Below are 18,499 nucleotides of genomic sequence, written 5' to 3'. Positions count from 1 at the left end.
CCTACCGCGTCAGCTGTGGCCGCCACCCCAGAGCGAATGCAGCCACAGTTGCTCGAGCACGCGGACCCGGCGCTCCGGGTCGTCTTCGGGACCGACCAGGATGGAGTCACCCGTGAGCATCAAGGACGTGGTGCCCGCCAGGGTGCGCACCAGGGTGGGGATGTCGTCGCTGATCGGGTTGGCGGTGCCGGCTGTCATCTCGGCCTCGACCACCGCCGCGATCTGGCGGAGCACCACCTCGAACTGCCGCTCCAGAATGTCGCGGATCTCGATGTCGGTGTAGCGGGACACGTTGCAGGCCGTCATCACCGGGTCGTTGTGGGCGTAAACCGCCGCGGCGCTGCGGACCATCCGCTTGGCGAACTGCTCCGGCGACTCCCCCGGCTGGCGGGGGGCGAAATACTGCGTCAGCTCCTCGAGTTCCTCGGTCGCGTCGGCCACGATCTGGGCCAGCACGGAGTACTTGGAGTCGAAGTAGAAGTAGAAGCCGGATCGCGCGACGCCCGCCCGCTCGCTGATGGTGCTGACGGACAGCTCCGCGAACGGTTTCTCCTGCAACAGCTCGCGCACCGCCTGCATGATCGCCTGCCGGTGCTTGTCGCCGCGCCGGCGCGTCGCGGGTTCGCCCGGCGCGTCGGCGGCGTGACTGCTCACCCCCACGACCTTGCACCACGCCGTCGGAAAAGCAAACTTGACAGCCGTCAAGTTTTTCCCGAAGGATGTGGATCAGTGACCGCTGTCACCCGTCCCCCGGGCTTGCACAGGAGCGCAAAGGAGCCTCATGGCCGCCACCATCAGCACCCCGCACTACCTGCTCGACCAGGCGCGGCGCCGGCTGACGCCGTCGTTCAACAACTTTCCCGGCATGGGGCTGGTCGAACGCCGGCTGCTGAACACGCAATTCCCCGAGCACAAGCTCGCCGACCCGCCGGCGGGCAGCGGGCTCAAGCCGGTCCTCGGTGACGCGGGGCTGCCGGTCCTGGGGCACATCATCGAGATGCTGCGCGGCGGACCGGACTACCTGTTGTTCCTCTACCAGACCAAGGGCCCGGTCGTGTTCGGTGACTCGCCGGTGCTGCCGGGCGTCGCCGCGCTGGGCCCGGACGCCGCGCAGGTCATCTACTCCAACCGCAACAAGGACTATTCACAGCAGGGCTGGGTCCCGGTGATCGGGCCGTTCTTCCACCGCGGCCTGATGCTGCTGGACTTCGAAGAGCACATGTTCCACCGGCGGATCATGCAGGAGGCGTTCGTCCGGTCCCGGCTGGTCTCCTACGTCGAACAGATGGACAAGGTGGTCTCGCGGACCGTCGCCGACGACTGGGTGGTCAACGACGCGCGCTTCCTTCTCTATCCGGCGATGAAGGAGTTGACCCTCGACATCGCGTCGATGGTGTTCATGGGCCACGAGCCGGGCACCGACCGCGAGCTGGTGACCAAGGTGAACAGGGCGTTCGCGATCACCACCCGCGCCGGCAACGCGATCATCCGGACCCCCGTGCCGCCGTTCACCTGGTGGCGTGGCCTCAAGGCGCGCGAACTGCTGGAGAACTACTTCCGCGAGCGGGTCAAGGAGCAGCGCGGCAAGAACGGCAACGACCTGCTGTCGGTGTTGTGCGAAACCGAGGACGAGGACGGCAACAAGTTCTCCGACGAGGACATCGTCAACCACATGATCTTTTTGATGATGGCGGCGCACGACACGTCGACGTCGACCGCGACGACGATGATCTACCAGCTTGCCGCCCACCCGGAGTGGCAGGAACGCTGCCGCGACGAGTCGGACCGCCTCATCGGCGACGGGCCGCTCGACATCGACTCGCTGGAGAAGCTGGAGTCGCTGGACCTGGTGATGAACGAGTCGATCCGGCTGGTGACGCCGGTGCAGTGGGCCATGCGGCAGACGGTGCGTGACACGGACCTGCTGGGCTACTACATCCCCAAGGGCACGAACGTGATCGCGTACCCCGGGATGAACCACCGGCTGCCGGAACTCTGGACGGACCCGCTGCGGTTCGACCCGGAGCGGTTCACCGAGCCGCGCAACGAGCACAAGCGGCACCGCTACGCGTTCGCCCCGTTCGGCGGCGGCGCCCACAAGTGCATCGGGATGGTGTTCGGGCAGTTGGAGATCAAGACGATCCTGCACCGCCTGCTGCGCCGGTATCGGCTGGAGTTGCCGCACCCGGGATACCGGGCGGAGTGGGACTACGGCGGCATGCCGGTGCCCAAGGACGGCATGCCGATCGTCCTGCGCCCGCTCTGACGCCCGCGAGCAGACGCAAAAGCCCCTATTTCCTGCCGAAATCGGGGGCTTTTGCGTCTGTTGGGCACAGTCACGCCAGCAGCCGGTTGGCGCACGCGATCACCGCGCGCAACGCCGACCGGGTCGGATCCTCGGAGAGGCCCATCGCCCATTCGGCGCGAATTCCGTTGCCGCCCTGGATGAAGGTGGCGGTGATACCGCCGGCCCGCAGCTGGTGAAACCTCAGCGTCTCCACCACGATGCCGCGCTCGTGCAGCATCGTGGTCAAAGCGGCGATCGGCCCGCCGGCGGCGGCCGTCGAGGTGCTGAGCTGATCGCCGACGGCGATGACGGCCCGATAGTTGCGGGCCTGCGGCCCGAGCCGCCCGGCGGGCCGCTCGTCGTCGGTGCACGCGAAGTCCCCGAGCCGCACCGGGCCGGCGGTGTGGCCGTAGGTGGCGACGAAGCTTTCCCAGGACACGGCGTCGGCCTGCTCCCGCAGACCGCGCGGCAGCGGGGCGCCGAAGTGGCGGCCGAACCATCCGCCGGCGCCCTCGGGCGCCGTGGGTTCGGCCGGGTTGAGATCCGGAAGGGTGATGGACATCGCGTCGGTCTTCTCTGGTCAGCGGGGGCGACCGACGGTAGTAGCTTCCGACCCACAGCGGGGGGTCGGTCTGGGATCAGACCCCGCTGCGGGTGCTGGCTACTACGGCACGTTTGACAAGACGCACGGGCGCGACGATAGACGCCCCATGCCGGCGATGCAAATTCATTTCGCGCGGCGCGGGAAACCCTTGCCGGGCAAGCGGTTCCGCCGTCCGCTCAGCCGTTCGGCCCCTGCGCCTGCTCGAACCGGAGGTAGGCCTGAATCGTCGTCCCGGCGGACGTGGTGTGCGTGCGCACCAGGTCGGATATGGCGTTCACCAGGAACAGCCCGCGGCTGGCGGGGGCGCTCGGGCCCGGGTCCAGGCGCCCGACCAACGGGTCGTCGAGCCGGCCGGTGTCGCGCGCCTCACAGACGAGATGGTCGTCCTGGCGCCAGAAGGCCAGTCGGCACGCGCCGTCGGTGTACATCAAGCTGTTGGTGGCCAGCTCGGTGGCGATCAGTTGCAGATCGTCGATCCCGTCCCGGGACATTCCCACCCAGCCGGCGTAGTTCACCGCGAACGACCGGGCCGGGCTGAGGTCCGCGGACTTCTTGACCATGTACGTGACGGCCCCCGGGTGGGCGGTCAGCGGCCGGTTGCAGCGTTCCAGGACGTCATGCGGCGCGTAGTCGGCGCTGGGCTGCAGGGCACCGCCGTTCCACAGATAGGGGTGGGTCGCGCGGGAGTCCGCCAGCAGGTCGTCATCGAGCCGGCTTGCGTCGTAGAGGCACAACTTCGTCGCCGGGTAGCCGTCGAGCGCCTCGTTGACCAGCGCCTCGTGCTCTGTGCAGGCGACGAATTCGTTGTCGCTGCGCCCGGGCCAGGCGATTTGGTTCACGATCCGCACCCGCCGATCGGGGTGTTCGTCGACGAAGGAGCCCTCCAGGGCCATGAAGCGGCTCGGATTGCGGCCCACCTCGGCGATGTCCAGCATGCGCAATTCGCCGGCGAACGATCCGGACAAGGCGTCCCGCAATGAGGCCAGCTTGTCACCGGGCACCGCCACCAGGACCGCTTCGTCGGCCGTCAGCCCGTCGACGACGAAGCGAGAAACGAAATCCAGATACTCCCGCTCGGAGCGGTAAAGCAGCGCGGAATGGATGAAACCCGAACGGCCGGTTTCGGTTCCCCTCAAGCCCCCCCGCATTCCAGCCCTGTCGCTATCGATCACTACGCCAACCCCCTGCTGGACCGGCCGCCTACATTTCCACCTCCCCATACCCGATTGGGACCTTCGCTATGCAAACGAACGGATCACACCCGCGCGGACGCCCCGTTACAGCCACCACGACGCGGCGGCGTCCAGATGACGCCGGGTGCGGTAGCGGGCGAGGCTGTCGTCGCCGGCCTTGATCGCCTGCAGAATCCGCGCGTGAGCGTGCTCGACGGCGGCCACGTCGGCCGGGGTCGGCTCCGCCTGCCCGGTGCTGGACCAGTGCCGGTGAAACAGCTCGATGATGATCCGGAGGAACAGGTCGAGCAGCGCATTGCCGGCGAGCTGCGCCAGCCCGAGGTGAAACCCGACCTCGGCGGCGACGTCCCGCGCGCTGGTGTCGAAAGCGGTCAAGAAGGCCGCCACGCCGGGTTCGGCGCGCCGCTTGACGACTCTGGCGACGTTGTCGATCTCGATGGCGTCGCGCACGCTGCGCAGGTCTTCGCGGGTGGGCTTGCGGTACTGCAGGTACAGGGCGATGGTGTCGATGCTGGCCTGCGCCCGGGGGCGGCCGACGATCAGGCCGCCGCCGGGTCCGCGGCGCATCTGCGCCACGGAGTGATATTCGAGCAGCCGCACCGCTTCCCGGAATACCGCGCGGCTCACCCGGTAGCGATCCAGCAGGACCGTCTCGGTCCCGAACACCGAACCGGGCCGCCAGCCGCCGTCGGCGATCTCGTCGCCGATCGTCGCCGCCAGCATCTCGGCGAGCTTGCCGTGGGGCGCCTCGCCGTCGAGCGGCCGGCGGCGGGTCGGGCGCGCTCGGCCCTTGCCGCCGGGGTGATGCTGCTGCAGCCAAGCGGTCACCGCCTCGACGTGCCGCTCGGACAGCGACTTTGCGCGCGCCGCGTCGCCGGCGGTGACGGCGGCGACGATCTCGGCGTGGCGCTTGTGCATGTGGTCGACCGCCTCGATCGCCTCCGTTTCCGAGTCGGTCCGCGACTGCAGCGCGTATCGGGTGGTGAGCCTGATCAGGATGTCGATGAACAGTTCCAGCACCGGGTTCTTGGATTGCCCGGCCAGCGCGATGTGGAACTCGTCCCGGGGCGCCGGCAGACCCGGCCGCCACTGCTGCTCGGCGCGCAGCACCGCTCGCAGGCGCTCGATGCCGGCCTCGTCGATCCGCTCCGCGGCCACCGAGGCCGCCAGCGGCTCGAGCACCAGGCGCGCGTTGAGCAGGTCGACCAGGGTGGTGCCCGCGTACTCGAGGTAGATCACGACGGCGCGGGTGGCGGGGCCGGCATCCGGCTCACAGATCAGCAGCCCGCCGCCCGGCCCGCGGCGCATCCGGGCAACCCGGTGGTGTTCGACGAGGCGCACCGCCTCCCGCAGCACGGATCGGCTCACGCCGTAGCGCTGTTGCAGAGACTGCTCCGAGCCCAGCGACTCACCGACCGTCCAGCCGCGGCGGACGATGTCCGCCTCGATGTCGCGGGCAATCTGTGCGGCCAGTTTGTCCGCGGGACCGGAATCGTGCTGTGCCACAGGCTATCTCAACATGTGAGCAGCATGCATCCGGCGACCGGCCCGCCGCCCACGGAAACCACCCCGACCTCCGGGCGTTTCGGCACCTGGCGCTCCCCCGCCTCGCCGCGCAGCTGCAGGCAGCCCTCGTGCAAGGCCCAGTAGCCGTGCATGCGCCCGGCCGAGAGTTGGCCGCCGTAGGTGTTCAGCGGCAACCGGCCGTCGCGGGCGATCCGCGCGCCGCCCTCGACGAACGGCCCGCCCTCGCCGTCGCCGCACACCCCGAGGGCTTCCAGCCAGGCGAGGGTGAGAAACGTGAAACCGTCGTACAACTGGGCGACGTCGAGGTCGGCCGGCGTCAGCTGCGTGCGCGACCACATCTGCGCGGTCGCGTCCGACATGGCCATCTTGGGGTAGTCGGCGCGGTGGAACCAGCCGCCGGCGCCGTCGGATCCGCCGATCGCCTCCACCGCCACCGCGCGGTGCGGGCAGTCGCGGGCGTACTCCCCGTGCGACACCACCACCGCGATCGAGCCGTCGATCGGCACATCGCAGTCCAGCAGCCCGAACGGCGTGGACACCGGGCGCGCACCCAGGTAGTCGGCCATGGTCATCGGTTCCCGGTACACCGCAAGGGGATTCAGCCCGGCGTTGCGCCTGCCGTTGAGCGCCAGCCAGCCCAGCTGTTCCTTGGTGGTTCCGTACAGCTCCATGTGGCGGCGGCAGTTCAGCGCCAGCCAGTTCGCCGCCGAATAGGCATGGGCCGCAACGAGATCGTTGACGTCGTCCATCGCGCCGACGGCCGGCCGCGGCGCGCCCTCGGGCGTTTCGAACATGCGCGCCAGCGGCTGGGCGGGCGCGTTCTCCTCCCGCTTGACCGGCACCGTGCCGCCGAGCATCTGGATCGTCCGGTAGACGACCACGTGGCGGGCGCGCCGCTCGGCGACCGCGCGGCACGCCGACATCACCGGGCTCAGCAGGCCGCCGGTTCCAAAGCCGGCGCCGCAGTCGGCCGCTTCGATCCGCAATTCGGCGTTCACGTCCGACGCCGGCGTGTCGCCGAGCGTCGCGATCCCGTCGATGTCCGCGGGCGCCAGGCCGGCGTCGGCGATGGCGGCGCGCACCGCCTCCATGGTCAGCTCGAGGCCGGGAATGCCGGTGCGGCGGCCGATGCGCGAGATGCCGATGCCGGACAGGATCGCGTCCTTTTCGAAATACGCCATACGCACCGCCCGTTCCCGTGAGCCGCCACCCGCGCCGAATCAATAGAGTGTACTGTATTTGGCGTGTCAGGCCAGCTGCTGATCGAGCACTGCGAGCAGTGTGCGCGCTGGGTGCACCCGGCGACCGGCGAATGCCGCGACTGCGGCGGGCCGCTGGTGGCGCGGCCGGTGTCCGGCCGCGGCACGGTGTTCACCTACACGGTGAACCACCACCCGTACAACCCGGACATCCCGACGCCCTACGTGATCGCCATCGTCGAACTCGCCGAACAGAGCGGGTTGCGGGTGGCGGCCAATATCGTTGGCTGTGAACCGGATTCGGTGACGTGCGGGATGCCCGTCGCGATCCGGCCCGAGAAGGGCAGCGGCGGCGCGCCCCAATTCGCCCCGGCCACTTAGCGCGAGCAGACGCAAAAGCCCCTCATTTCGCGCCGAAATGGGGGCTTTTGCGTCTGCTCGCCGGGGGAACCGGCCTAGTTGATCAGCGGGTCGCGCGGCATGCCGAGGATCCGTTCGGCGATCTGATTGCGGGTCACCTCCGAGGTGCCGCCGGCGATCGACATGCCGCGCGCACCCATGATCATGCGGGCCGCCAGCGCGCCCTGGCCGTCACCGAGCGCGACCTCGGGACCCAGCAGGGCCGCCGAGATCGCGGCCCCGTCGACCATGTGCTCGGCCAGCTTGAGTTTGGTGACGTTGCCCTCGGGTCCCGGGCCCGCGCCTTCGACGCTGCGTGCGACGCGGCGCAGGTTCAGCAGTCGCAGCGCGTGGTCGTCGGCCAGGTAGTTTCCGACACGAATCTTGGTGCCCGCCAACTGATCCGGGCGCTGCTTGACGAGTTCGATCAGCATGTCCGCCAGGCCCTCGTAGAAAGACCCGCTGCCGCCGATGCTGACGCGTTCGTTGCCGAGGGTGGCGCGGGCGACCGTCCACCCGGTGTTGGGCTCGCCGACGACGTCCTCGTCGGGCACGAACAGGTCGTTGAAGAACACCTCGTTGAAATCCGAGCCGCCGGTGATCTGCCGCAGCGGGCGCACCTCGACCTCGGGCGCCTTCATGTCGACGATCACCGTGGTGATGCCGGCATGCTTGGGCGCCTCCGGGTCCGTGCGTACGGTGGCCAGCCCCCGCGCGCAATAGTGCGCCCCGCTGGTCCACACCTTCTGCCCGTTGATCTTCCAGCCGCCATCGACCCGGGTGGCGCGGGTCTTGATCGACGCCGCGTCCGATCCGGCGTCCGGCTCGGAGAACAGCTGACACCAGATCTCGTCCTTACGCAAAGCCTTCTCGACGAATCTCTCGATCTGCCAAGGCGTTCCGTGCTGGATCAGGGTCAAGATGACCCATCCGGTGATCCCGTAGTCGGGCCGCTTGATGCCGGCGGCCCGGAACTCTTCCTCGATCACCAGCTGCTCCACCGGGTCGGCCGCGCGGCCCCACGGCTTGGGCCAGTGCGGCATCACGTAGCCGGTCTCGATCAGCTTGTCGCGCTGTGCCTGCTTGTCCAGCGCGGCGATCTCGGCGGCGTCGGCGTGGATCCGGGTGCGCAGCTCTTCGGCCTCGGGCGGCAGGTCCAGGCTGTTCTCCCGCACGGCGCCGGCCGCGGTGCGCTCGAAGGCATCGGCGGCCGGGGCGTCGCCGCCGAACAGCGCCGTGGTCACCAGCGCCCGGCGCAGGTGCAGGTGCGCGTCGTGCTCCCAGGTGAAGCCGATGCCGCCGTGCACCTGGATGTTGAGTTCGGCATTGCGCGCATACGCCGGGAACGCCAGCGCCGCGGCCACCGCGGCGACGAGGCGAAACTGGGCTTCATCCTCGGAGGAATCCTCCCCCGCCGCGCGCGACGCGTCCCACACCGCGGCGGTCGCCGACTCCGAGGCCACCAGCATGTTCGCGCAATGATGCTTCACGGCTTGGAAAGTCGCGATGGTGCGGCCGAATTGCTGGCGCACCTTGGCGTAGGCGACGGCGGACTCCACGCAGTCCGTCGCCCCGCCCACGGCCTCTGCGGCCAGCAGGGTGCGCGCGCGGGCCAGCGCCGACTCCCGCGCCCCCGCCACGACGTCGTCAGCGCCGATGCTCACGTTCTCCAGGCGGACGCGCCCGGAGCGCCGGGTCGGGTCGAGGTTGTCGGGTACGTCGACCGAGACACCGGACCGGCCGCGCTCCAGCACCAGCAGGTCGTCGCCGGCGGCGATCACCAGCAGCTCGGCAAGCCCGGCCCCCAGGACGATGCCGGCCTCGCCGTCCGCGGTGCCGTCGGTGACCCGCACGCGGCCGCCCAGGCCGATTCCCGCGGTGACGGTGCCGTCGATCAGCCCGGGCAGCAGCCGCGACTTCTGCTCGGGCGTGCCGTCTTTGGCGATCACCGCCGACGCGATGACGGTCGGCACGAACGGTCCGGGCGCCACCGCGCGGCCGAGTTCCTCGACGACCACGACGAGTTCGGGCAGCCCATAGCCCGAGCCGCCGTGTTCCTCGCCGATGTGCAGGCCGAGCCAGCCGAGCTCCACCACGTTCTGCCAGAACGGGGGCCGGGATTCTTCGGCGGCGTCGAGCAGGGACCGGGCCGCCCACCGCGCCTTCTGCGCGGTCAGGAACGCGCGGGCCACCTCGGCGAGTTCGCGGTGGTCGTCGGTCAGTGCGATACCCATGAGGGGCCTCCTCGCGCCGCTGCCGGGATGGTGGCCTGCCCCGCTCCGAGGGGAAGCGGGGCGGCTGGGTAAAGAGTGTACTTAATCCCCGCGGCGGCCCGGGTGGGGGTGCCTACTTCGGCGCGAACCGCTGCCCGGCGTCCAGCCGCAGGCACTGACCGTTGAGCATCGGGTTGTCCACGATGGCCGCCACCAGCTTGGCGTACTCCTCGGGCCGGCCCAGGCGTTTCGGGAAGGCGGCGTCCTTGGTGAGCGCCGCGGCGAATTCGTCCGGGATGCCCTGGGTCAGCCCGGTGGCGAACAGGCTGGGCGCGATCGCCAGCACGCGGATGCCCAGCGAACCGAGGTCGCGCGCCATCGTCAGGCACATGCCCGCGATGCCGGCCTTGGCGGCGGTGTAGGCGACCTGGCCGATCTGACCCTCGAAGGCCGCGATCGACGCCGTGTTGATGATGACGCCGCGCTCTTCGTCCTCCGGCTCGTTCTTGGCCATATGGGCGGCCGCCAGCCGGCTGATGTTGAAGGTGGCGATGAGGTTGAGATCGATGACCGACTGGAAGGACTCCAGGTCGTGCGGACCGGACTTGGTCATCGTCCGCTTGGCGATGCCGCCGCCGGCGGTGGTGATCACGACGTGCAGGCCGCCGAGCTTGTCGACCGCGGCCTGCAGCGCCTCCTCGGTGCCGGTGAAGTCGGTGACGTCGACCGGGTAGAACGAACCGCCGACGGCCTCGGCGACGGTCTTGCCGTCGGAGCCCTCGCGGTCCAGGATCGCGACGTCCGCGCCGCGTTCGTGCAGCAGTTCGGCGCTGGCGCGACCCATCCCCGACGCGCCGCCGACGACGACGACCTTCTTCCCGTTGATCTCCATCCGGGCCTCCTTCTCCAGGGTTGTCAGAATTCTCGAAATTTGTAACGTTAAGCGGACACGCTAGCGTGTCCGCCCGGCCGGGTTGTCGGCGAGCCATGCCAAGCTGAGCGGCGTGCTCCTCCTCGACGTGGCAAGCACGTCGCTTACCGTCGGCGGCACGTCGTCGCGGCTGACCAAGGTCGCCCACATCGCCGACCTGCTGCGCCGCACCGCCGAAGAGTTGCCCGCCGACCCGCAGGCGGTGGCGGTCGTCGTGTCGTGGCTCTCCGGTGAGCTGCGCCAACGCCAGATCGGAGTCGGCTGGGCGTCGTTGCGCGAGCGGCCGCGGCCGGCGGCCGACCCGACGCTGACCGTCACGGCAGTCGACGCCACGTTCTGTCAGATCGGGGCGGTCGCGGGCAAGGGGTCACAGGCGCGGCGGGCCGAAATGCTGCACGCGTTGTTCGCCGCGGCGACCGAAACCGAGCAGGCCTTCCTGGTGCGGCTGCTCGGCGGCGAGCTGCGCCAGGGGGCGCTGGCCGGGATCATGGCCGACGCCGTCGCCAAGGCCGCCGGAATCCCCGTCGCGTCGGTGCAGCGCGCCGCGATGCTGGGCGGGGATCTGCCGGCCGTCGCTGTGGCAGCCCTGTCCGGCGAACCCGCGGCCCTGGGCGCCTTCACCCTGCGGGTCGGCCGCCCGGTCAGCCCGATGCTGGCCCAGACCGCGACCGGCGTGGCCGACGCCATCGAACGGCACGACGGCACAACGATTTTCGAGGCGAAGCTGGATGGCGCGCGCGTGCAGATTCACCGGGCGGGCGATCGGGTCACGGTGTACACCCGCAGCCTCGACGACGTGACGGCCCGGCTCCCGGAGGTCGTCGAGGCGACGCTGGCACTGCCTGCCACCGACCTCATCGCCGACGCCGAGGCGATCGCGCTGCGGCCCGACAACCGCCCGCACCGCTTCCAGGTCACCGCCTCGCGGTTCGGCCGGTCCGTCGACGTGGCGGCCGCTGTTGCGGCGCAACGGCTTTCGGTGTTCTTCTTCGACATCCTGCACCGCGACGGCACCGACCTGCTGGACGCGCCCACCACCGACCGGCTCGCCGCCCTGGATGCGCTGGTGCCGCCCGACCAGCGGGTCGACCGGCTGACGACGTCGGACCCGTCGGAGGCCGCGCGCTTCCTGGACGCCACGCTGGCCGCCGGCCACGAGGGCGTGATGGCCAAGGCGCCGCGCGCGCCGTACCTCGCGGGCCGGCGCGGGGCGGGCTGGCTCAAGGTCAAGCCGGTGCACACGCTGGACCTGGTGGTGCTCGCCGTGGAATGGGGGTCGGGGCGCCGGCGCGGCAAGCTGTCCAACATCCACCTGGGCGCGCGCGACCCGGCGAGCGGCGAATTCGTGATGGTGGGAAAGACGTTCAAGGGCATGACCGACGCCATGCTGGACTGGCAGACCGCCCGGTTCAGCGAGCTGGCCTTCGGCGGCACGGACGGTTACGTGGTCCGGCTGCGGCCCGAGCAGGTGGTCGAGATCGCCCTGGACGGCGTGCAGAAGTCGTCGCGCTACCCCGGCGGGCTCGCGCTGCGGTTCGCCCGGGTGGTGCGCTACCGCGACGACAAGGGCCCGGCGGAGGCCGACACCATCGACGCGGTGCGCGCCCTGTACTGAATCGCCTTCGCAAACACCCATTGTCAGCCTTGCGCGCGTAGGGTTTCCGCCGTGGCCGTTCAAGAACACGACAAAGACGTCAGCTACATCCGCACCCACGAACACCTGCCGCCGGTCGCCATCATCGACCGGTCCCCAATCACCACCCGGCACAAGATCGTCTTCGCCGTGATCGCGCTCGTCGGCGCCGTCGCCTGGGCGATCATCGCGTTCGCTCGCGGCGAGACGGTCAACGCCGTCTGGTTCGTCGTCGCGGCGATCTGCACGTACATCATCGCCTACCGGTTCTATGCCCGGTTGGTCGAGATGAAGATCGTCCGGCCCCGCGACGACCACGCCAGCCCGGCCGAGGTCCTCGACGACGGCACCGACTACGTGCCAACCGACCGGCGCGTGCTGTTCGGCCATCATTTCGCCGCCATCGCCGGGGCCGGGCCGCTGGTAGGTCCTGTGCTGGCCACCCAGATGGGCTACCTGCCGGGCGCCATCTGGATCGTGGTCGGCGCGGTGTTCGGCGGGTGCGTGCAGGACTACCTGGTGCTGTGGATCTCCACCCGGCGCCGGGGCCGTTCGCTCGGCCAGATGGCCCGCGACGAACTGGGCGCCACGGGCGGGGCGGCCGCCCTCCTCGGATCCCTCGTCATCATGGTGATCCTGATCGCGGTGCTGGCGCTGATCGTGGTGAAGGCCCTGGCCGAAAGCCCGTGGGGCGTCTTCTCCATCGCCATGACCATCCCCATCGCCCTGTTCATGGGCTGCTACCTGCGCTTCCTGCGCCCCGGACGGGTGTCGGAGGTATCGGTCATCGGCTTCGCGCTGCTCCTGCTCGCGGTGGCGTCCGGCAGCTGGGTCGCCGAAACAACCTGGGGCGCATCGTGGTTCACCCTGTCACCGGTGACGCTGTGCTGGTGCCTCATCATCTATGGGTTCTCCGCGTCGGTGCTGCCGGTGTGGTTGCTGCTCGCGCCGCGCGATTATCTCTCGACGTTCATGAAGGTCGGCGCCGTCGCGCTGATCGCCCTCGGCGTCTTCCTCGCGCGCCCGGAGATGCAAGCTCCCGCGGTTTCGCAGTTCGCCACCAGGGGGAACGGCCCGGTGTTCGCCGGTTCGCTGTTCCCGTTCCTGTTCATCACCATCGCGTGCGGCGCGCTGTCGGGGTTCCACTCGCTGATCTCGTCCGGGACGACGCCGAAGCTGCTGGAGAAGGAAGGCCAGATGCGGCTGATCGGCTACGGCGGCATGATCACCGAGTCGTTCGTCGCCGTCATGGCGTTGATAACCGCGTCGATCCTCAACCAGCACTTGTACTTCGCAGTGAACGCGCCGGCGGCCCAGACCGGCGGCACGGCGGCCACCGCCGCGGACTACGTCAACCGGCTCGGCCTGTCCGGTCCACGGGCCACCGCGGACCAGATCGGCCAGGCCGCCCGCAGCGTCGGCGAGAAGTCCATCGTGTCGCGCACCGGCGGCGCACCGACGCTGGCGCTGGGGATGTCCGAGGTGCTGCAGCGGGTCTTAGGCGGCACCGGGCTCAAGGCGTTCTGGTATCACTTCGCGATCATGTTCGAGGCGCTGTTCATCCTGACGACGGTCGACGCGGGAACCCGGGTCAACCGCTTCATGCTCTCCGACACGCTGGGCAACCTGGGCGGCCCGCTGGCCCGGCTGCGCAACCCGAGCTGGCGCCCCGGCGTATGGATCTGCAGCCTGGCCGTGGTCGCCGCGTGGGGCGGCACCCTGCTGATGGGCGTGACCGACCCGCTGGGCGGGATCAACACGCTGTTCCCGCTCTTCGGTATCGCCAACCAGCTCCTCGCGGCGATCGCACTGACCGTCGTCACGGTCGTCGTCATCAAGAAGGGGCTGCTGAGGTGGGCGTGGATCCCCGGCGTGCCGCTGCTGTGGGACCTGGCCGTCACGATGACCGCGTCGTGGCAGAAGATCTTCTCCGGGGACCCCGCCGTGGGCTACTGGACCCAGCACGCGCAGTACCTGGCGGCGAAACACGCGGGCAAGACCGCGTTCGGTTCGGCCAAGAATGCCCATCAGCTCGATGACGTCATCAGGAACACCTTCATCCAGGGGACCCTGTCGATCCTCTTCGCGCTGGTCGTCGTCATCGTGTTCGCGGCCGGAGTCGTCGTCGCGCTCAAGGTGATTCGCGGCGGCGGCAGGCCGCTTTCCGAGGAAGAACCGGTGCCGTCCAAACGGTTCGCCCCGTCCGGCCTGATCGCCACGCCCGCCGAGCGGGAGGTGCAAAGGCAATGGGACGCGGCAGCCGCCCCGTGATCGGCTAACCCGATCTCATCCGGCATCGCGCTTGCCGTGCGGCGCCACGATCCATTCGCGCGCTTCGTCGGCCTTCGCCTCGGCGAACGTGCGGTACCTCCCGGGCCAGAGGAACCCGAAGAGCTCACTGAACCTGGCCATGTGCTTCACCCATTCCACGTCGCTGACGATCGCGCAGCGATCCCAGTCGAAGTAGTGGCCGATGCCGAACCTGGAATCCGCCCACACCGCGCCGGGTCCGAAACTCGTGAAGTCGGGCGCGATCTCGAGATAGATGCCCACCCGTTCGTGCCGGCTCAGTTTGTCCTCGAAGCCCGGTATGAGCACCGTGTCGTAATCGCTCTTGGTCACGTGCCCATGCAAAGCGAACGCGGCGACGTCGTCGGGGAAACCCTTGAGCATCTCGATCACGAAGTCATCGTCGGCGCACCGAGCGTGCGGGCCTAGGGGCGAAAGTCATCGATACAAACCAGCGCCCGCAACGGTTGAGGTAGTCGACTACGCATGCCCTGGGCGGTCGCCGACCGTACGGTGAGTGCACCAAGCGCCACATCGGAGAAGAGGTAGACGATGTTGGTATCCCCACCGGGAGTCGCGAGCACGACCGATCCCGTCGACAAGCCCACCCATCAACCGCCTCCCCCGGTTCAGGTGTCATCCACCGAGGTTGTGATCAGCACCCAGCAGGTGGTTTTCGGCAGCGCGGCCGCCTTGGGGGTGGTGCGCCGCAGGAGCATCGGCGTCCGGCTGGTCGCCGTCGCACGGCGAATGCTCACGACCACATTCGGTGAATCAGCCCCGCAGCAAAGGCATTGCCCGAAGCGGTACGAATTTCTCGAGAACGCCCTCATGGCGCGGGAGATGCACAGGCTATGAACGTCGTCCTGGCACTCGCGTCCGCGATGCTGATGGTGATGATCGCGAAGGGGCTGTACAGCCTGCAATGGTGGCTCGAGCGTACCGACTACAACCGTCACTTCGAGGATTGACCGGCACGCGCGGTCAAAGGTGGTGCCCAAGACGGTGACACGGTCCTAGAATTCTGCGGAATGAGGGTCGGCATCGACTTTGGCACCACCCACACCGTCGTTGCGGCCGTCGACCGCGGTAACTATCCGGTCATCTCATTCGACGGACTGGACGCCTGGCCGTCGGTCATCGCCGCCAATGCCGACGGGGACCTGAGATTCGGGGTGGCCGCGGCAGCCGTCCGCCACGAGCCGGGCTGGTCGGTGCTGCGATCCTTCAAACGCCTCCTCAACGAGGCCGGACCGCAGACTGAGGTGACCCTGGCCGGCCGCAGCCATCGTCTCGCCGACCTCCTCACCGGCTTTCTGGCCCAGCTGAAGAGCGACCTGCAGCGCCGCTCGAATGCCAGCCTGGCGCCGGGCGAGACCATCGAGGCCGCGATCAGCGTGCCCGCCAACGCCTCCAGCGCCCAGCGCCTGCTGACGCTGGACGCGTTCGTCGCGGCGGGTTTTCACGTCGTCGCGCTGCTGAACGAGCCGTCGGCCGCCAGCCTGGAGTACGCGCATCGATACCGCTCCACCATCACCGCCAGGCGCGAGTACGTCCTCGTTTACGACCTCGGCGGCGGCACCTTCGACGCGTCGCTGCTGAGGATGACCGGGCACGAGAACGAGGTGGTCGTCAGCGAAGGCATTCAGCGCCTCGGCGGTGACGACTTCGACGAGGCGATCGTCGACCTCATCCTGGGCCGCCTGAACCTTCCCGAGGTGACCCCGGCCGCCCGCGACCTGCTCAGGGAGGAGTGCGCCGCCCGCAAGGAGGCCGTCGGGCCGCAGACACGCCGTTTCCTGGTCGACCTGACCGGGATCGACGAGGTGGACCGGCCCCCGTTCTCCTGCCGGATCGACGACGTCTACGCCGTGTGCGCGCCCATGGTCGACCAGACGACCGAACTGCTGCACCGCGTCCTGCACGATCCGGCGGGCGGCCCGGACGTGACCTGGTCGGAGGTGGCGGGCATCTACGTCGTGGGCGGGGCCGGGGGCTTCCCGCTGGTCTCCCGGATGCTGCGTACGGCCTTCGGCGAGAAGCGGGTGAAGCGCTCCCCGCACCCGTTCGCCGCGACGGCGATCGGGCTGGCGGTCTTCCTCGACCAGGAGGCGGGTTTCGCCCTGTCCGAACGCTTTTCGCGGCACTTCGGGGTCTTCCGCGAGGCGCACGCCGGCACCGACGTGGTCTTCGACCCGATCGTCCCCAAGGATGCCTCGCTTCCGGCGGATGGGCATACCCCGCTGGTGGTGCGGCGGACCTACCGGGCCGCGCACAACATCGGGCACTTCCGATTCGTCGAGTGCAGCCGCCTCGTCGACGGTCGTCCCGACGGCGACGTGACGCCCTACGACCCGGTCCTCTTCCCGTTCGACCCGGCGCTCTACGACCGGGATGACCTCGGGCGGCAACCGGTCGGCCGCTGGAGTGACGGCCCCGACGTCGAGGAGCGCTACGTGGTGGCCCCCAGCGGCGCGGTGGAGGTGACGCTGACGACGCGCCCGACCGGCTTCGAGCGCACCTTCCGGCTGGAGCGGTGCGCGGCGGCGAGTTAGCGAAACGCTCGCCGGGCCGGCCTCATTCGATGGCGTCGGCGTAGATGTCCAAGAGCCGGAACCTCGTCGCATCGAGATATTCGCCGAGCACCGCGATCACGCGCTTCTGCAACTCGTAGCCGAGTTCGTGATCCTCTTCGCACTTCTCGCGCAGGCACTTGCCGTCGAAGACGATGGCCCGCGTCGTCTCCACCGCGCGTGCGTCGAACCGCGAGTTGTAGGGCGGCACCAGCCACGACCAGCCGAGGATCTCGCCGTCGCCGAGCGTCTGCACGGTCAGGCTGCCATGGCCCGGCGCGCGAGTCTCGAGCGCGATCCTGCCGGCGCGGATGAGATAGAAGTGATCGGCCGGGCGGCCCTCGCGGAAGATCAACTCACCCGCGCCGAAGCGCACGTTGGCCGCGCACCCGACGGCCAACTGCAGGTAGCGCGGGTCGATGCCGCGGAAGAAAGAATGCCCGGCCAGCAGGCCTTCGAGCGTCCTCACTGTGTCCTTCCTTCGCTCTTCGTCAACGCTTTCCTGAAGCGTAGAACGCGGCCGGCGGGGCGACCAGCACGATGCGCCCGCCGTCCCGATCGCCGGCGCCGACGGGGCTAGCGTCGGACTATGGCACAGATCGATTTGGAAACGCCATGCGTCACGTGCTCGCCAAATCCGACTACGACGATAAGGACGACGAGGTCGTGGGCGAGCCGGACCCGCGGATCGTGGGCCGCGCGCTGACCGACTGAGTTCCGCCCGACCGAAGGAGACACCGCATGTCCACCTGGCTCATCACCGGCTGCTCGACCGGGCTCGGCCGCGCGCTCGCCGAGGCCGTCATCGCGGCCGGCCACCATGCCGTCGTCACCGCGCGCGACGTCACCAAGGTCGCCGACCTGGCGCAGGCCGCACCGGAGCGGGTGCTCGCGGTGGCGCTCGACGTCACCGAGCCCGCGCAGGTCACCGCCGCCGTGCGGGACGCGCACGAGCGGTTCGGCGGCGTCGACGTCCTGGTCAACAACGCCGGCTACGGCTACCGCGCCGCCGTCGAGGAGGGCGACGACGCCGAGGTCCGCGAGTTGTTCGAGACGCACTTCTTCGGCACCGTCGCGACGATCAAGGCCGTGCTGCCCGGCATGCGCGCGCGCCGCACCGGCGCGATCGTCAACATCTCCTCGATCGGCGCGACGGTGACCCCGGTGGGATCCGGGTACTACGCGGCGGCGAAGGCCGCGATCGAGGGGATGAGCGGGGCCCTGCGCGGTGAGCTTGCGCCGCTGGGCATTTCGGTGACGGTCGTGGAGCCCGGCGCGTTCCGCACGGACTTCGCCGGTCGCTCGCTCGTACAGTCGGCCGCGGTCATCGACGACTACGCGGCCACCGCGGGGCAGCGGCGCAAGGAGAACGACACCATGCACGGCACCCAGGCCGGCGACCCCGCCAAGGCGGCCACCGCGATCATCACGGCCGTCGAGTCGAGCGAGCCGCCGGGGTTCCTGCTGCTCGGCCCCGACGCGCTGGGTCTCTATCGCCACGTCGCGGACGCGCGCGCGGCCGAGATCGCGAAGTGGCAAGAGCTCACCTGCGGCACCAACTTCGGGCCGTAACCGGGCCGAGGGCCTTTCAGCCCTTCTTTCGATCGAGGCGGCCGACGTAGCATCTGCTCATTCCGGGGACGCTCAGCGT

At 69.5% G+C, this 18,499-nt stretch carries 16 protein-coding genes and 1 pseudogene; 7 read left to right on the top strand and 10 right to left on the bottom strand.

What is annotated here, in order from left to right:
• Positions 1–9 precede the first annotated feature (9 nt).
• Positions 10–654 carry a TetR/AcrR family transcriptional regulator gene (locus A5696_RS14525; RefSeq protein ID WP_067879892.1) on the bottom strand — a complete coding sequence of 215 codons (645 nt, stop codon included), beginning with the start codon at positions 652–654 and terminating at the stop codon, positions 10–12.
• A gap of 127 nt (positions 655–781) precedes the next feature.
• Here A5696_RS14525 and A5696_RS14520 point away from each other — a divergent pair, with 127 nt between their 5' ends.
• Positions 782–2,266: a cytochrome P450 gene (locus tag A5696_RS14520; RefSeq protein ID WP_067879889.1), complete on the top strand. Its 1,485-nt coding sequence runs from the start codon at positions 782–784 to the stop codon at positions 2,264–2,266.
• A 70-nt stretch (positions 2,267–2,336) separates the two neighbouring features.
• On the opposite strand, the gene A5696_RS14515 is transcribed toward A5696_RS14520, so the two are convergent.
• The 4 genes from A5696_RS14515 to A5696_RS14500 form a co-directional block, all read right to left on the bottom strand.
• Positions 2,337–2,843: a homocitrate synthase gene (locus A5696_RS14515; protein ID WP_082956337.1), complete on the bottom strand. Its 507-nt coding sequence runs from the start codon at positions 2,841–2,843 to the stop codon at positions 2,337–2,339.
• 224 nt (positions 2,844–3,067) lie between these two features.
• A complete protein-coding gene (locus A5696_RS14510) occupies positions 3,068–4,039 on the bottom strand; it encodes an anti-sigma factor RsbA family regulatory protein (RefSeq protein WP_156738396.1) in 972 nt (323 codons plus the stop codon).
• A gap of 129 nt (positions 4,040–4,168) precedes the next feature.
• A complete protein-coding gene (locus tag A5696_RS14505) occupies positions 4,169–5,590 on the bottom strand; it encodes a FadR/GntR family transcriptional regulator (protein ID WP_067879880.1) in 1,422 nt (473 codons plus the stop codon).
• 8 nt (positions 5,591–5,598) lie between these two features.
• Complete coding sequence (locus A5696_RS14500) at positions 5,599–6,792, bottom strand: thiolase family protein (RefSeq protein WP_067879877.1); 1,194 nt, start codon at positions 6,790–6,792, stop codon at positions 5,599–5,601.
• Positions 6,793–6,855: 63 nt separating this feature from the next.
• Between A5696_RS14500 and A5696_RS14495 the strand changes: the two genes are divergently transcribed.
• Positions 6,856–7,191, top strand: coding sequence for a Zn-ribbon domain-containing OB-fold protein (locus tag A5696_RS14495; RefSeq protein ID WP_067879874.1), 336 nt, complete (start codon positions 6,856–6,858; stop codon positions 7,189–7,191).
• 74 nt (positions 7,192–7,265) lie between these two features.
• Here A5696_RS14495 and A5696_RS14490 read toward each other — a convergent pair whose 3' ends face one another.
• Together A5696_RS14490 and A5696_RS14485 are read right to left on the bottom strand one after the other, a co-directional pair.
• Positions 7,266–9,443 (bottom strand): acyl-CoA dehydrogenase, encoded by a 2,178-nt coding sequence (locus A5696_RS14490; protein ID WP_067879871.1) that lies wholly within the window; start codon positions 9,441–9,443, stop codon positions 7,266–7,268.
• A 112-nt stretch (positions 9,444–9,555) separates the two neighbouring features.
• Positions 9,556–10,314, bottom strand: coding sequence for an SDR family NAD(P)-dependent oxidoreductase (locus tag A5696_RS14485; protein ID WP_067879868.1), 759 nt, complete (start codon positions 10,312–10,314; stop codon positions 9,556–9,558).
• A gap of 112 nt (positions 10,315–10,426) precedes the next feature.
• Between A5696_RS14485 and A5696_RS14480 the strand changes: the two genes are divergently transcribed.
• Entirely contained in the window at positions 10,427–11,968 is a 1,542-nt protein-coding gene (locus tag A5696_RS14480) for an ATP-dependent DNA ligase (RefSeq protein WP_067879997.1), read from the top strand.
• Between the two features lie 51 nt (positions 11,969–12,019).
• Entirely contained in the window at positions 12,020–14,257 is a 2,238-nt protein-coding gene (locus A5696_RS14475; RefSeq protein WP_067879865.1) for a carbon starvation CstA family protein, read from the top strand.
• Between the two features lie 15 nt (positions 14,258–14,272).
• Here A5696_RS14475 and A5696_RS14470 read toward each other — a convergent pair whose 3' ends face one another.
• Positions 14,273–14,659 carry an STAS/SEC14 domain-containing protein gene (locus A5696_RS14470; protein ID WP_231964334.1) on the bottom strand — a complete coding sequence of 129 codons (387 nt, stop codon included), beginning with the start codon at positions 14,657–14,659 and terminating at the stop codon, positions 14,273–14,275.
• Positions 14,660–14,904: 245 nt separating this feature from the next.
• The gene (locus A5696_RS28695; RefSeq protein WP_255381757.1) at positions 14,905–15,033 is read right to left on the bottom strand and encodes a hypothetical protein; all 129 of its coding nucleotides are present in this window, start codon (positions 15,031–15,033) and stop codon (positions 14,905–14,907) included.
• 273 nt (positions 15,034–15,306) lie between these two features.
• On the opposite strand from A5696_RS28695, the gene A5696_RS14460 reads away from it, so the two are divergent.
• Complete coding sequence (locus A5696_RS14460; RefSeq protein ID WP_067879856.1) at positions 15,307–16,830, top strand: Hsp70 family protein; 1,524 nt, start codon at positions 15,307–15,309, stop codon at positions 16,828–16,830.
• A 22-nt stretch (positions 16,831–16,852) separates the two neighbouring features.
• On the opposite strand, the gene A5696_RS14455 is transcribed toward A5696_RS14460, so the two are convergent.
• Positions 16,853–17,317, bottom strand: a complete 465-nt coding sequence (locus A5696_RS14455) for a cyclic nucleotide-binding domain-containing protein (protein ID WP_067879853.1) — start codon at positions 17,315–17,317, stop codon at positions 16,853–16,855.
• A 140-nt stretch (positions 17,318–17,457) separates the two neighbouring features.
• On the opposite strand from A5696_RS14455, the pseudogene A5696_RS27685 reads away from it, so the two are divergent.
• Positions 17,458–17,562 (top strand): annotated as a pseudogene (locus tag A5696_RS27685) (polyphosphate kinase 2); the annotation flags it as partial.
• A 27-nt stretch (positions 17,563–17,589) separates the two neighbouring features.
• Complete coding sequence (locus A5696_RS14450) at positions 17,590–18,420, top strand: oxidoreductase (protein WP_067879850.1); 831 nt, start codon at positions 17,590–17,592, stop codon at positions 18,418–18,420.
• Positions 18,421–18,499 lie beyond the last annotated feature (79 nt).

Source organism: Mycobacterium sp. E2699, assembly GCF_001666745.1.
Classification (GTDB): Bacteria; Actinomycetota; Actinomycetes; order Mycobacteriales; family Mycobacteriaceae; genus Mycobacterium.
The sequence above is the reverse complement of the archived record's forward strand: the minus strand, read 5'-3'. Positions and strand labels throughout refer to the sequence as shown.